Here is a 15,777-nt window from a genome sequence, read left to right as displayed (position 1 = left end):
GATAGTTTAAAACCAAATATGCAGCAACTACAAAGTCCGGTTACCATTAGCAATCAACCGCACCAGCATCCCGCACTCGATTTTAATGCCCTGCGAGAGCAAGGCATAGGCTACCTGCAACAATTGGCCGGCAAAACATGGACCGACCATAACATCCATGATCCGGGTATTACCATACTGGATCAGCTTTGTTACGCGCTTACCGATCTGAGTTACCGGATAAGTTTTGACACAAGTGACTTGCTTGCGCAGCCTGATAACGGCACCTACAAAAGCCTTTTTAGCCCTGCTACCATATTAAGCAGCGGTCCGGTAACGCTAAACGATTTCCGTAAAGTACTGCTGGATATAACCGGGGTAAAAAATGCCTGGATAGAAAAAGTAGAACGATCTTCCCCTGAAATTTATTTTGATCGCAAAGACAAAACACTATCGCTGAGAGACCGTGAAACCCTTGCCAAGGACGAAGACCTGCCCGATCGCGAACTGATAAATATACGCGGGCTTTACCGGGTATTTGTTACCAAAGCTGATCCGGAAGCGTCCAATGCTGACCTGCGGGCGCGCGTATGGCATCGGTTACAAAGCTGCCGTAACTTGTGCGAGGATTTTGAAGAATTAATCGTTTTAGAAGAAGAGCCTGTAACCATTACCGGAACGGTTGAGGTAGCAGATGCAGGCGATGCTAATGTATTGGCGGCGAATATTTTGTACCGGGTAGCCCGTTGGTTATCTCCATCTATCTCTTTTTATACACTGCAGGAAATGCAGGACAAAGGCATGCGGATAGATGAAATTATAGACGGGCCAACACTACAGCACGGGTTTATAGATGATGCAGAACTCGACAAGTTTAAACGTCTTAATAAACTGTTTGCATCAGATGTTATTCGTGAGGTAATGGCCGAACCCGGAGTTCGCGTAATTACCGATGTTTTGATGAATACCGATATTGAATTGCCAAATAACTGGGTACTGCTGCTTGATAATAGCCGTGCACCCACTCTTGATGCAGTTGGCAGCCTTAAAAATGGCCTGAAATTTAAAAAAAACGGCCAGTTACTCAAAATAAATCCTGAACTAGTATTTGCTTATTTTAACCAACTGCAAAAATCTGATACCGCAAGGTTTCCGGCGATGCATGAGTTGGATATTATCCCTGAAAAGCGGGAGCCAAGAGATATTGGCAACTATTTTTCTATCCAGCACCATTTTCCGCAGGTCTATGGTATAGGGAGCACCGGCTTGCCCGATTCGGTGCCCGAACATCGAAAAGCACAGGCCAAACAGTTAAAGGCCTATCTTCTGTTTTTTGAGCAACTGCTGGCAAATTATTTTGCGCAAGTTGGCAATATTAAAGATCTGTTCTCTTTTTATAACGATGAGGCCCGTACTTATTTTAGCCAATCGCTTATTGAAGTGGTTCCTGATATTGATGAACTGCTAAAAAACGACTACATCGAAAGCCTGGCTGCCATGACCGAAAACGAGGAATTGGCATTAGATCGAAAGAATCGTTTTTTGGATCACCATTTAACGAGGTTTAGCGAGAATTTAACAGATTATTCGCTTTGGTTGAATGATCGTGAAACATTAACCTCTATTGCCGGCGACCAAAACATCATTACACGCGAAAAGGAACGCCATAACGCTTATAAGGAAATGCTGGTTAAAACCAAGCTTAAATTCCTTCAGAATTATCCTGTACTTGGCGCCGAGCGAGGAAAAGGATTTGATCATACCACCGAGGGATGGGGAAACCAGAATATTTCAGGACTCGAAAAAAGGATTGCCGCAAAATTGGGTATAGAAAACTATACACGTAAACGTCTGGCGGATAAAAATGATGACGGCTTCCACATGGTGGAGCATATTTTATTGCGGCCCGGTAAAGCCGACCGTGCCGCTATTGATAGTTATACCGAAACCAGGTACTTCAGCAGTTTTATTAAGACTAATGATGGCATGATGATCTGCGGTTGCGACGCTCATGGCTTGCAAAATGGGGATATTATACTTTTGAACGATAATGGAGTAAAAACACCCTACGAAGTTTCGATGGTGTTTGAACATAACTTTCGTATCAAGGCCGACTTTGATGTTAATATCAATATAAAGCGCATTAAAAACAACGAATCACCACTTAGTTGGGTCCGAAGGGATTTTGATTCCACCATTTTTGTGTTCCAGGACAAATCAATGGTGAAAGATCCCTATTCTTTCCAGTTGACATTTGTATTCCCTAATGATAACGAACGTTTCACCGGTAATTTTCGTGAATTTATTGAAACCACTATCCGCGAAGAAACGCCGGCTCATCTTACCGTATACATCCAATGGATGAATCGTGCTGAACTCAAACGCTTTGAAGATGCCTACTGGCTGTTTCTTAACAGATTAGCTGCACAAAAAAACCAGATATGAAGAACGAAGACCACCTTTTGAGGGCTGCACGCAATACTTTACTTGATATGTTGCTGGAGTCTCGCGGCACCACATATCCGCTGGCCGACCTTCCCACAAGCACGCCCATTGAAATGGTTTATTTTAATAGGCCGGGTACCGTTATAGTAAGCCATCCCCAGCCTGATGTTACCTACCAGGTGTTTGAAGGCGATACTCCTTACAGCGAGGTATATAAAAATGATTCAAGGCGAGCTATTTCGCTTGATACTATCCCGCTAACCGGCGAATCTCATGCTTTTAAAGTAGTTGCCACTAAACGTTATAGTCGCAGGGCGCCTTTAACCAAAGTGCTGTACAAGGTAGTTAATATTAAAGTTGGCGTAAATACGGGCCTGGAGGTAATTGCCTCAAAAACGCTGCTTAATTTTAACGAGAAGACTGCCTTAACCATAAAAGAACCGCAAGCAGGAGCCGAATATTATATATGCCTTAAAAGGGACCATAATGTCCCGCTTAGCGCAAAAGTATTGTATGAGAAGGGAGACCTGTCTATTGAAACAACGGATGGTTTAAAAGAGGATACTGTATTATCGGTAGCGGTACATGATCCTAATACCGGATCATCGGGGACACTTGATATGCAGATCACGATACAAGTAAAACCTAATCTTGACTTGCCGGCTTTATGGCTCGCAAAAGATAGTAACAACGCTAGGCCCGCTATTGATCATCTCGGACGGGCTTTTATCAGGTTATCAAACACACAAAGCTCGGTAACTTATCAGTTATTTCTTGTAGATATGGATGGGGTCGGGCCTCCCGAAACGGAGACCCTGATGGGTAACAAATATAAGGGTACCGATGGTGATCTTGACCTGCCTGTAACCGGCATACTTACCGAAGATGTGGTGATCGGCGTTATTGCCCGAAAAACAGGAAGCTTGCCTAATGGTACGTATTTAAAGAAAAGCGTAATCATACCGGTAAAACCTGATCCTAAAATTAAGTTAACAGTGCTTACCAGTGAAGATCCGGAAGATAAGAACATCTCCATACAGTTAAACGGTGCACAACGCGGTATTATTTACCAGTTGTATCAGCAAGAAGGAAATAAGCCCGTTGGCGAGCCTGTTTTTTATCATCGTAACCTGGGGATAGGGAATACACGGATAGGCGGTGATTTTATTGCCGATCATTACAACGTGGATGCAGGTATGGACAATTGGGTAAGCAGCGAGTTTGTAATAGATACAATGGATATTGAGGATAAAAAAATACTGATATTATCGGCAGGGCTGGTTGAGGATACCACCGCTTTTTATGTGTCAGCTAAAAAATCCACCACCGGATTTACTGAGTTTTTGCCACCTGTAACCGTTACCATAGCCTAAAATGCAGCGCCAACAGCATATCATCATGAAACAGGTGATAGATCTTGCTATCAATGAGCAGTTGGACGCACGTGCCGTACAGGAGCGGGTTTCACGCTTATTTCAGCAGCGAATCATACCCTTGATAGAGAAATATTTAGATCGGATGGATTTGCCGGGCAGCACCACGCAGATCCCTTTACTTGAGATTGACCTCGGCGTGCTCACTATTGATACACTTGAAGAACTTTTTGAAGATCGTTTTGAGCAGGAAATAGCCACCTTTATAAAAAAAACATCAAGTAGCGGTATAAGTGCCTTTGATATTGAAGGTGCAACGGTAACAACTAAAAACCAAACTGACAGCGTGCTGGTGGCTTGTTTTCTGGAGACTGGAACATTCCCTTGGTGGGTGAAAGATGGTACGCCTGCGCTTTTTATACAGGCGCTTCGCAACGTTATTAGAGAGGAGAAATACGAACCCATTCGTTTATTGCGTGTTTTGTTTGCAGAACCTGCCGCTATTAAGCGATCGGTTTATAATGCCGGCGATCAATTGCTGCGGGAGATAGCAGCAATAGCCACGTCTAACGATCCGGCAGTTAGGGATGCTAACGCTGAGGTTGCGCAGCAGCGTATTTACCAAGCGTATAAAAGCGCTTTAACTTCAACTGCCTTCCGCCAAATATGGTGGATCGATCTGTTAACCTTAACGCTGCTCACACCCTGGTCAAAAGGCAAAGAAACTCCTCGTTTGATCAGGTTATTGCTTGATTCCAAAAGCGGGTTTGAAGCGTATGCAGGCAAAACTGCAGGTAGACAAGAGTTACTTTCTTACTACCAGGAACAATTATGGATATTAAATAAGCTATTACAGGTGTTTGCCCCTGCCACTTTTAAAGAAGGAATATCCCTAAACAGGATTTATGAATTGCAGCAGCATTTTAATAATATCAGGGATCTGTTTGGTATTGAAAAAGCTAGCCATACAGATGAAAGATCATCTGATGGATTGTCTAGTGCCAGGAAAACAGGCAACGAAGAAGCCCCTAAAAATAATGCTGACAGCGCCAATCAACTAGCCGTACAGGATAAAACCCCACTAAAAAAAACCGATCTGGATAAATGGCTTACTAACAGCACTTTTAGCGAAATCGAAAAATTATACATTAAAAACGCCGGCCTGGTGTTGCTCTGGCCATTCCTGCCTCGTTTTTTTAATGCCCTGGCACTTACGGATAATGATGGATTTATAGATGCAGCTGCAGCAGTAAAAGCTTGTTTTTTACTGCAATACCTTGCCTACGGAAACAATATGGACGTATTTGAACCATCGTTCTTATTGAATAAATTGTTGACGGGGATAGATATTTTTGAACCGATAAACATACATGTAGTGCTTACGCAGGATGAAAAAGACGCTGCCGATCATATGCTACGGGCAGCGATCAATAATGTCCCTTTATGGAAAACCCTCTCAGAAGATGGTTTGCGGCAGGCATACCTACAGCGCGAAGGTATCCTTAGTGCACGGGATGGACAGTGGTTATTACAAGCAAAAAGGGAAACTTATGACGTTATTTTGGATAAACTTCCCTGGACGGTAGCTGTGATAAAGTTTCCCTGGATGGAAAAATTAATTTTTGTAGAATGGCTCTCAATCTAAACTTCATTATCGGAAAAAATGCCTCATTTTTAACCTATGAGATGGGAGTGGCTTGCGCGAATGATAGACATCTGGCTTAAAACCTATTTTGGCAGAACCGAGAAAAATATTACCAGAGTGTTTGAAAAAGACATTAAAGAAATACTACTTTCTTATATTGAGGCCAGGATAAAAAAAGAACTGTATAAATAGAAGATAATCTTTTAAATAGGAATAAAATTATCAAAAACATAATAAGTTAAACCAGTAAAGGCTTTTATTCCAGAGGTATGCTACAACCTTACATGATTAAACCAAAGCTAATAGGCTACAACACCAACAAAACGCAGAATAAAGCTGGCACGTCCAGACCCTAGTAATTCTATGCCCCAGCGTAATTTGTAGATATGGGCTGTAATAAACTCGTAGGCCCTCTCCTTTTCATCCCAATAGGTTACTTTTCTCAAACACAGTAATTTTCTATTTTTCTTCCTTGTACTGTTAATGAATGTGTTCCTCTTTGAGCGCACCCGATTGTTTTTCGGGCAGCATTTGCGAAAAGGTTCCTTCCAAAACCTCATAAACTGCATTTTTCTTCAAGCCTGCATACAAAATTGATGTTGTTTTGTGTGAATTTGGCGAACTGCAGGTAATGATTATAAACTCTGTCAAAAACAATCATACTGTGGGCGGACAGACTCAGGTATTTTGTGAAATTCCCTTTTTTCGTATTCCCAGACCGTTCCAACCAGCTCTCCCTCAATATAGACCTGGTTACACTTTTCTTTTGGGACATCTATGCAAATGTGTTCCCCCCGATTTTAAATTCATGGTTGAATTCCAGATCTTTCATATTTTCCTTTCTTATCTGACTAATAAAAAGATTTGCCGGGCGGATTTCGCTCCGCCCGACAAATTATTAAAGCGCCTGACCGCTTTTGATCTCATCATTAGCGGGCGAGACGATCTCTGCTCCTGCTTTGATTGCACCGAAAATTTCGGTCATATCTGTTCCCTTCATCCCTTCCTTGATGTCAACGAGTTTAGCTTTACCGTTTTCAACTTCCACTACATATTTTCGTTCTGTAGACCGGACTATAGCGGAATTAGGCACAAGAAGCGAAGTGGCACCGGATTTAAGCGGGATTTCAACCTCGGCATACATACCGGCCTTTAAACGGTTGTCTTTATTGGCCACGTCAACCTCCACAATTTCCTGGCGCATACTGCCCAATGAATTTGCAGAACGGCTAATCTTTGCCTGGTGCTCTTCTCCCGGCAGCGCATTGAAGCGGAACTTGACCATCTGGCTTAGGTCCACCTTGTCTACATAATCTTCTGGTATAGACACTTCAAGCCTCATCTGGGTCAGGTCCTGCAATACCAGCATAGGGAGATCAGAAGATTTCCCTGCTGATACCAAAGCCCCTGGTGAAACATTTCGGTCAACAATGACCCCGTTAAAAGGCGCGTAGACTTTTAAGTAGTCCTGCATGGTACGTACTGAGGAAACATTTGACCTTTCGGCCTCAGCTATGGCCTTATCTCCTCTCATCCTGGAAAGTGCATTATCAAGCTCGAGGGGAGATACTGAACCTTCTTCCTTTGCGGCTTCTTTTAGCCGCCTGTATTTCTCGCTGCTCGCCGATGCGGTCTCACGTGCCTGCAGGTAACGGGAATTTGCCGATTGTAGTTGTGATTCGAGCTCCGGAGCCTCAAGTGTCATTAGCAGCTGACCTTTGGTAACTTTCGACCCTAAGTCGACCAGTATCGCTTTCACAAAGCCGTTGGCCTTTGGAAAAATGTTTACCTGATTGAAAGGCTTGAGCACCCCGGGGATACGGGTAAAACTCGAAAGTGCCTGTTCTTCGACTTTTGCGGTTTCATATTTTGCTTCCTTGCCGTTTTTTTCCGGACTGATGTCCACAGGCTTCTTATTTCCGCCACAGGCGGCGAGAGAACTAATAATTATTATAATGGGAATGAATCTGGTTTTCATGTTGTTTATCTTTTTAAATTCTTGTTTTTCCAGGCATTAGGTTGGGTTCTTTCAGACTACTTTTTTTCTGTACCCAGGCGAAGACCTGCGGAAGGATGAAGAGCGCGGCCAGGGTTGAAAAGAAGAGTCCCCCGATAACGGCCCTGCCGAGCGGTGCGGTCTGTTCACCGGATTCGCCCATCCCTGACGCCATCGGAATCATCCCTGCTATCATTGCAAAGCTGGTCATCAGGATCGGCCTTAAACGGATCCCGGCACTCACTATAGCAGCGCGGGTTGAATCCTTATACTCCAGTCTGAGTTTTTCGGCGTTGGTGACGATTAGTATCGCATTGGCAACCGAAACACCGGTAGACATGATCATCCCCATATAACTCTGAAGATTAAGTGTTGAACCTGTCAGCAATAACGCAGTCAGTGAGCCTAAGATTACTGCCGGAACAGTCGAAAGCACAGTCAGCGAAAGCTTGAAAGATTGGTAATTAGCTGCAAGCAACAGGAAAATGACCAATATTGCAAAAGCAAGTCCGCCTTGGAGTGAAGAGAGCGTTTCGGTCAACAGGCTTGACATTCCTTTCACTTCCGCAGTCAACCCCTTAGGCGGAGTACCTACAGACTTTAGCGCCTTTTCCACATCAGCCGCTGCCGTTCCAAGGTCCTTTTTATAAATATTCGCGCTCACAGTCAAAAAGCGCCTCGGACCTGAACGGTCGTATTCTCCCGGAACATAACTGGTATTAAATGTTGCAATATCACCAAGTACGGGACTGCTTTGCCCTTTAACTAAAGGAATTTCCTTGAGTTCGTCCATCGTGTTCATCACATATTCGGGAACCTGTACCTGTACCTGATAGGTATAGGCCGTTTTTTCATCCAGCCACTGGTTCTTCTCGGTAAAGCGGCTTGATGAGGTACTTGCGGTAACAGACCTGGCAATATCCACTACGTTCAGCCCAAACTGAGCCGCCTTAAGCCGATCAAGGGTAATGGAAACCACCGGAATGTGCAGGGGTTGAACAATCTGAATATCACGGAGATAATCTATTTTTTTAAGTTTTGCTAAAACCCTATTAGAGTAAGATTCGATCTGGCCCATATCTTTTCCCGCTACCCTAATCTCAATCGGTGTTGCGGCACCCTGGCTCATAATCTTTTCGGTCATGTCAATCGGCTCAAAGGTGATTCGCAGATCTGGAAGTTTATACGCTATGTTCTTTCTCAGCGCATCTTTCAGCTCATCCATATTTACTTTGTAATCTTCATCCAGGTTTACCTGCAGCACGGCCTCATGGGTACCGGTATTGAAGATATACAGGTTACTCGTTCCGTAACTGCTGGGGATCAGCCCCACGTAGCCCGAACTGATTGCGACATGGTTATCGACCGTTTGGTTGATGATGGAAAGGACTTGCCTGAACTTCTCTTCGGTGCGCTCTAACCTGGTGCCATCAGGCGCTTTGATCCGGATCTGAAATTGTCCGTTATTGAGCTTTGGCATCATGTCCTTTCCAATAAAAACAAAGCCTAGCCCGGCAAGAACAACAACGGAGACCAAATAAATTCCAACAATCCCTTTTTTCATCGGCATCCACCTCTCGATGATTGCCATAAACCGCACTTTCACCCTTTCAAAGAAATCATTTTTTTCCGGTTCATCCTTTTCATTTTGCAGATGTTTTTCTACCTGCTCTCCTTCCCTTTCGTCCAGCGCCTCTCCTGCATGGGCATGTATCTTGCCATGGTCATAGTGCTGATAACGTTCCTCTTTGATCATCCAGTTGGATAAAATCGGGACCAATGTTTGGGCTACGATGAAGGAGACAATCATGGTAAAACCAATGGACAGGGATAGAGGCAAAAACATCGCCTTCGGTATCCCGTTCATCATAAAGGATGGTGCAAAAACGGCTAGTATACACAGCAGGATGAGCAGCAGCGGGAATGCTATTTCTTCACAGGCATCATAAATGGCCTCGCGTTTGGGCTTACCCATTTCCAGGTGCTGGTGGATATTTTCTATCGTCACCGTTGCCTGATCGACCAGGATTCCGATTGCAAGCGCCAGGCCGCTCAAGGTCATGATATTTATAGTTTGACCAAACATGCCCAATAAAAGCACGCCAACTAAAATCGATACCGGAATGGTAATAACCACGATAAGGCTGCTTCGCAAATCACGCAGGAATAATAATACCATGAGACCTGTTAACAGAGCACCCAGGCCACCTTCAGTGATCAAACTTTTTACCGAATTGATAACGGCCACCGACTGGTCAAATTCATAGGAGATGTGGACATCGTCCGGCAAGAGGCTCTGCATTTCCGGGATTTTGGCCTTTAAGGATTTCACCACCGACCAGGTCGATGCGTCTGCGGTTTTAACTACCGGAATATAAACCGACCGTTTGCCATTGATCAGCGCATAATCTACCGTAACATCCGCTGCATCGGCAACTCTAGCCACATCCCTTACCAATATCGAAACGCCGTTTTTTGTGGCTATGGGGATGTTATTGAATTCATCGACCGTTTTTACCAGGGAGTTCATAGAAGTTACCATCATAGTATTGTCCAGTCGAAGGTTTCCCGAAGGCGACATGACATTGAATTTTGATAGGGCGCCTACCACCTCGTCCGGAGTCAGGTTATAGCTCCTTAGCTTGCTGGGATCTACACTTATTGTTATGGATCGGGAATTGGCACCGAATGGCGGTGGCGCTGAAAGTCCGGCAACGGACGAAAACATGGGTCTGATTCGCGTTGCGGCCATGTCATAGATTTCTTTCAGGCTCCTGGATTTGGCCGAGAGTACAAGCTGGCCCACAGGCAGTGAAGAGGCATCAAAGCGTACCACCTGCGGGGGCAAAGCGCCTGGCGGGAAGAACTTCATGGCCCGGTTTACCTGCAAGGCAACCTGGGCAGATGCCTCAGCCATGTTGGTACTCTCGTAAAAACTCAGCTTTAGCATGGTAAGTCCCTGGATGTTCTTAGCGGTAATATTCTTAACGCCATTTACGTAAAGGAATTGATCCTGCAGACGGGTAGAGAAAAACCCCTCCATTTGCTGGGGGGACATCCCACCATAGGATTCGATAACATATATAGTTGGAGAATTAAGCTGGGGAAAAATATCTATTGGGATCTTCAGCGCACTGAGCACTGCAAAGAGCAGTAAACTCGCGGTGATCACCACTGTTGTAACCGGCTTTTTCAGGGCCGAGGTAACCATTGACATATCTTTATTATTTTAATGCGTTTAACAGGGAATCTACTTGATTGGTGGCAATAGCCTTTTGAAAAAGCGCCCGTACGTACAGGTACTTTGCGTTAACAAAATCAGTTTCTGCGCGGTAGAGGATGGTCAGGGCTGCATTGAGCTCAATGATATCGGTCAGCCCGTTTTTGTAAAGGGAGAGCTTTTGGCGGTACCCTGCGGCGGCGGCCTTTAACTGGTTTGGTATTTCATCAAGTCTCTTATGCGCAGTACTGATTTCCAGGCCCGCCTGAAGGGCGGCATTTGATAACGTTAGCCGCTCCTGCTCCAGTTCCTTTAAGTAAAAGTTACTGCTGGCCTTTTGGGTCCTGAGCTTCAGCTGGCGCCTGCGCAGATCAAACAGGTTATAGCTGATCCCTACACCCACCAGGTAGTTTTCGCGTTGCCATTCCAAGCCGTTCGAGAGACTGTTGAAATTGTCATTGGCATCAATGCTTGATCCCCTTGACCAGGCCGCAGCCTGCAGGCTTACCTTTGGGTTATAGGCTTTTCTGACCAAATTTTCCTTCTCAACGCTGCTGAGGTAATTGCTTTTGTAAAAATCAAGCAGTGGATGGCTTGAACTGTCGGTCAGGTTTACCGATAGGTTTACCTCAAGCGATTTTAGCCGGTCGAGGATTGTACTATCGGCAACAATACGTTCCGGATTCAGCCCGCTGATTGCTGCAATGTCCAGCTGAACCTGTTTATAGGTATTGTCCATTTCGATGTAGTTCAGCCTTGATTTGGAGAGTTCGGCACCAGCGATACTGGTATCCACGCCCGGGCGTACACCGCTTCTGGCCAGGGAAAGAATCGATCGGTTGATCTGCTCATTACGACTAATATTTTGCTGCTGAATAGATAGCATATCCTGGAGCTTCAGAAGGCTCAGGTAATCATCAATAGCAATGGCCCTGGTTTGATACCGCCGCTGGGCAAACCTGGAACGCTCAGTGACAAGTTCTGATTTGGCTACCGCATTCTGGGCCTTGTAGGCACCAAAATTATACACCTCCCAATCAAGGGAAACAATACCCAGATTAGTAAGTGCGGCCTTGGTATTGCTTTCGGTCCTAACGCCCCTGGAATTGGAGGGAACGATACCAAAAGCCATATAAGGCCCTGCCACGTTATTGTTTGAGCCCATATCTGCCTGATAGTTAAGCTTCAGGTTTGGAAGGGCATTCGCCGCAGTCTCTTTTAACCGGGAGGCAAGGATGTCTACCGCCGCCGAGTCAGCGGCCAGGGAGGGAGAAAAAGCGGTCACGTGATCTATCACATCGACGATTCCGATGGGTTTTGGGGAGGTTTGGGCATGGCTTTCCAGCCCCAAATATAAAAGTGGGAACAAACAGAAAATCTGTTTAATACGGATCATGTCTTTAAATTAAAATTTAAGGAAAAAGATTTAACGGACGTAGAGGACAGGAACACGGTGACTAACCGGCCGTCTTCACTTCATCATACGAAGTGACCTGTCAACAAAGAAAACGGAGATAAATCTCAGATCCGAAAGACCTGGTTGGAAATATAAATTGGGACTGATCCGGCAATCCTGTATCTGATCTCAAGAAAATACCTGTTAAGGCTTGTAGCTAAAAGCGAAAGCCCCAAAAACAAAATAATCCCGATGATAACCGCTTCCAGAACGGGAAGCACGGTTTTCTTCCGCTCATCAAAGACACACTTAAATTGTCGGGTAATTTTTGAATCCTTTGCAAGCGGAGAAAAGCTGCCATTGTGATGGGCGGCTGATTTTATTCCCCGGGCGGACTCCAAAAGGGATAGGTTGGATAAAAAAAAGATGTTACCCAAAGAGATAACCAGGTACAGCAAAACAACTCCGATTATAGAGCAATTTGGCACCTGCTTAATTTTCAAATCCTTCAAATTTAACAACCTAAATATATTAGCGCTAAAATCCGTATTAATCTAAAAAGACGAGAGAATAAACGGCAACAAAACTGTTACAAACATCAACAAATATTAGGCTACTGTGGGTAGACTGATAGGATGTTAAACAATTTACCACAAAGTTTACCATTATGTCAAAAATACAAAGCTTATCTATCCTGAATAGATCAACTATTCTATCTACCCTAATGGTCGATTATACATATTAGGTATCTGGCTTAAGTTTGGAAATTGCAGATGTAACAACAAATGCATTTTCATCAATTAAACATTCGGGATTGATACAACAGATGGCCCCAGGTTTAATTATCGAAAATTACTGACTTTAATTACGGAATTAATTTAGCCATTCAACGGGCGCCCTACAGCCATTTAGTAAAGATAATTTCCAAATTTACTATTTATTATTTCTATAGTCTTTCTTTTTCCTGTACTGGCCATCAACCTTATTCCTTAATATCTTCTCAAAATTCAAAACTGCCTCACAATGCTCATAAAAGTTATCACCTATTGAAGCATGACTCTACAGCAATTCACCGAACGATATGTGCTTTTTTTGAATTCGGTTTCTCCAGGCGAGCCGACCACTAGTGCCCATACTTACTTTTCAGAAGGTTAAAACTACTTAAATGAGCCGAGTGCCACTTTCCAGCGAAATACAGTGACTATTATAGACCGAAAAAAGATGGCCATACCAATGCGTATGCATTACGGAGTAACTAACGAACGCACAAAATGATACGTATACCCGTCTGCCATGGGATTATAGTATTGAATTGCTGCTTAAAACTGATACTACAATGCCTACAAAATCATGAAAGTATTTGGTGCAAATAGGAGCTGCATCTGCAAATACTCAAAATCGATTTCAATTTTTACAATTCCTTATGTCTTGTTTTTTGAACGAACAAAAAAGATAAATAAGACAATAAGGTAAGGAACGCAAAATAGCACGCCTGGCCAAGGCTGATCCCACATTGCCAATAATAAAAACAATACAAATATGCACGGTAGCAGAAAAAAACTTAGCGCCTTATATAGGATGTTAGTTCTAATATGTTCCAGAAGATTCAGTAAAATGGTGAAGCTTCCAAGAAAAAAACAGAGATTAATACCAATAGCGATACTGTAGGGTAGGTTTTTAAAATCTGAATCTGCTTTACCAATCAAACCGGTGGATTGCAGAACAAACACACCACCCAAGCTAAAAACTGAGGCTATGAGAAAACAGAAAATAATTATCTTAAAGTATTTCAAAATTTGACGATTAATTTTAATTCGATATCGAGCCAGCGGAAACTTATTTAAATGCCAACACAAATAGATATTTTGAATTGGATGGCAAATAATGTTTTCAGGCAAATGTTAAAGCAAAGGTAGAAGTTTCCGCTTTAAAAATTGCCCGAAAGTTGTAACTGTAGATGCCTCTATGGTGCAAGGTGTGGCATAGACTCCTTTCTCACTGAGATCTTTTGCCTGTTGTATAAAATTTTCAGTGAAATAACCTGCCTTAAAGCCAATACGCTAGCATCAAACTTGTCAAAAGCGACTTCCATTTCACCGCAACAGCTTACAGTTCCTAGATCACCGCTTCCATATTACTAATGTCTGCAACTACTGAAGATCCCCCCACTAATGTTCAAATCATCTAATCGGATCAAGTAAAAAAGTTGGGGATTAATTTCAGCTGAGACACACAGCGCTAATGATAGTCGAAAGGAGAATTCGATGCAGATGCAATGATAATTTCTTTTCGGAAGCATGGCCTTTAGGCCCCGTAAGATATCCCCTGTTAAATATTCTCGCATTACTGCCCGCAAGAATATAATTAAGAAACATATAAGTTGTGTACCTGAATTTTTATCGTCAAAATCGTATCTTCGGTATATTTTTGATAGGAAAATAGTATGCCTGTGTAGAAGCAAACGGTTATTCATAGTAGAAACAAAAAAATGTCTGAAAATTATCCTGTACCATATAATGAAACCGAAAGGCTTTTAAAATTGTCCGATCTCGATATTGATTACGGAAGTCTGTCTGAAAGCTTCAAAGACCTTACCCATCTAGCCGCTAAAGTAGCTGGCACAGAAATTTCATTGATTAACCTCATCGATGCTTATACACAGTGGACGGTAGCCAGGCACGGCCTTGATTTACATCAGATGACCCGGGAAGAATCGGTATGCCAATACACGATTACGCAGGCCGATCAGTTCGAAGTACCCGATCTTTCGGCAGATGACCGGTTCAATAAAAACTTTTATGTTGGAGAACCGTTGTCGCTTCGCTATTATTTTGGGGTACCGCTTAAGGATAATGATGGGTTAAACATCGGTGCGCTTTGTGTGTTGGATACCAAACTGAAAATGTTGAGCCCGGAGAAGATTGAGCTACTGAAGATCATTGCTGTAGAGATCATGAACAGGATAAAAACCTATCAGACCATGGAGTCGCTGCAAAACAAATTAAAAGATGCCGGTGAATCAAACAAAAAAGTTGCTCATGACATTCGCGGACCAATCGCAGGTATAATAGGTTTATCTGAAATTATTACTGAGCAAGGAAAAAATGCCAATTTAGATCAGGTAATTGAGTTTATCAAATTGATCCATAACGGAAGTAAATCACTTTTGGATCTTGCCGACGAAATACTTTCTGATCATAATGAAGTGAAAGCTCCAGGCATCAATGAGTTTGACCTCAGTAGCTTTCGCGCCAAACTTCTGGAGCTTTACGGACCACAGGCAGCCTACAAAAAAATCAATCTTAAAATCACTATTAACCCGGATAAAAAAAATATTATATTTTCGAAAAACAAGCTACTGCAGATTAATGGAAACCTGATTTCAAATGCGGTGAAATTTACCCCAGCCGGTGGTACAATAACTGTAGAACTTGACTTATTGGTGAAGCAGGAAGCAAATATTTTACAAATCTTAGTTGCAGACAGCGGAGTCGGAATAAGCGAAGACGAAATTGTAGAAATTCTAACGGGAGGCATGGGTACAAAACAAGGAACCGGAGGTGAAAAAGGTTATGGATTTGGCTTATCATTAGTAAAACACTTAATCGATAAAATGCATGGTGAAATGTTTATCACCTCTGAAAAAGGCAAGGGAACAATCTTTCGCATTGAACTTCCCCAAAGCAATTTGTAATTTTTGTCTGCTAAAATCTAGTTTTGCTA

General features: G+C 43.2%; 7 protein-coding genes. 4 read left to right on the top strand and 3 right to left on the bottom strand.

The window, feature by feature from the left end:
* Nucleotides 1–18: 18 nt before the first annotated feature.
* From BCL90_RS00495 to BCL90_RS00485, 3 genes are read left to right on the top strand one after another with little or no spacing between them, the layout of a single operon-like run.
* Entirely contained in the window at nt 19–2,424 is a 2,406-nt protein-coding gene (locus BCL90_RS00495; RefSeq protein ID WP_121282013.1) for a hypothetical protein, read from the top strand.
* Nucleotides 2,421–3,797: a hypothetical protein gene (locus BCL90_RS00490; RefSeq protein ID WP_121282012.1), complete on the top strand. Its 1,377-nt coding sequence runs from the start codon at nt 2,421–2,423 to the stop codon at nt 3,795–3,797. Before BCL90_RS00495 ends, BCL90_RS00490 begins: the two co-directional genes overlap by 4 nt.
* A gap of 1 nt (nt 3,798) precedes the next feature.
* Nucleotides 3,799–5,442, top strand: coding sequence for a contractile injection system tape measure protein (locus BCL90_RS00485; protein ID WP_121282011.1), 1,644 nt, complete (start codon nt 3,799–3,801; stop codon nt 5,440–5,442).
* An 898-nt stretch (nt 5,443–6,340) separates the two neighbouring features.
* On the opposite strand, the gene BCL90_RS00480 is transcribed toward BCL90_RS00485, so the two are convergent.
* The 3 genes from BCL90_RS00480 to BCL90_RS00470 are packed head-to-tail and all read right to left on the bottom strand — an operon-like array spanning nt 6,341 to nt 12,054.
* Entirely contained in the window at nt 6,341–7,420 is a 1,080-nt protein-coding gene (locus tag BCL90_RS00480) for an efflux RND transporter periplasmic adaptor subunit (protein WP_121282010.1), read from the bottom strand.
* Nucleotides 7,421–7,433: 13 nt separating this feature from the next.
* Nucleotides 7,434–10,655 carry an efflux RND transporter permease subunit gene (locus BCL90_RS00475; RefSeq protein WP_121282009.1) on the bottom strand — a complete coding sequence of 1,074 codons (3,222 nt, stop codon included), beginning with the start codon at nt 10,653–10,655 and terminating at the stop codon, nt 7,434–7,436.
* A gap of 7 nt (nt 10,656–10,662) precedes the next feature.
* Nucleotides 10,663–12,054, bottom strand: coding sequence for a TolC family protein (locus tag BCL90_RS00470; protein WP_121282008.1), 1,392 nt, complete (start codon nt 12,052–12,054; stop codon nt 10,663–10,665).
* A 2,488-nt stretch (nt 12,055–14,542) separates the two neighbouring features.
* On the opposite strand from BCL90_RS00470, the gene BCL90_RS00455 reads away from it, so the two are divergent.
* Nucleotides 14,543–15,748, top strand: coding sequence for a GAF domain-containing sensor histidine kinase (locus tag BCL90_RS00455; RefSeq protein WP_121282005.1), 1,206 nt, complete (start codon nt 14,543–14,545; stop codon nt 15,746–15,748).
* Nucleotides 15,749–15,777 lie beyond the last annotated feature (29 nt).

The organism is Pedobacter alluvionis, assembly GCF_003664035.1.
Classification (GTDB): Bacteria; Bacteroidota; Bacteroidia; order Sphingobacteriales; family Sphingobacteriaceae; genus Pedobacter; species Pedobacter alluvionis.
Note: the sequence above shows the minus strand (reverse complement) of the source record. Positions and strands in the feature narration are given on the sequence as shown.

Coding starts and splice junctions, on each gene's coding strand:
- BCL90_RS00485 (WP_121282011.1), top strand. CDS start 3,799: ATGCAGCGCCAACAGCATATCATCATGAAACAGGTGATAGATCTTGCT.
- BCL90_RS00480 (WP_121282010.1), bottom strand. CDS start 7,420: ATGAAAACCAGATTCATTCCCATTATAATAATTATTAGTTCTCTCGCC.
- BCL90_RS00475 (WP_121282009.1), bottom strand. CDS start 10,655: ATGTCAATGGTTACCTCGGCCCTGAAAAAGCCGGTTACAACAGTGGTG.
- BCL90_RS00455 (WP_121282005.1), top strand. CDS start 14,543: ATGTCTGAAAATTATCCTGTACCATATAATGAAACCGAAAGGCTTTTA.
- BCL90_RS00470 (WP_121282008.1), bottom strand. CDS start 12,054: ATGATCCGTATTAAACAGATTTTCTGTTTGTTCCCACTTTTATATTTG.
- BCL90_RS00490 (WP_121282012.1), top strand. CDS start 2,421: ATGAAGAACGAAGACCACCTTTTGAGGGCTGCACGCAATACTTTACTT.
- BCL90_RS00495 (WP_121282013.1), top strand. CDS start 19: ATGCAGCAACTACAAAGTCCGGTTACCATTAGCAATCAACCGCACCAG.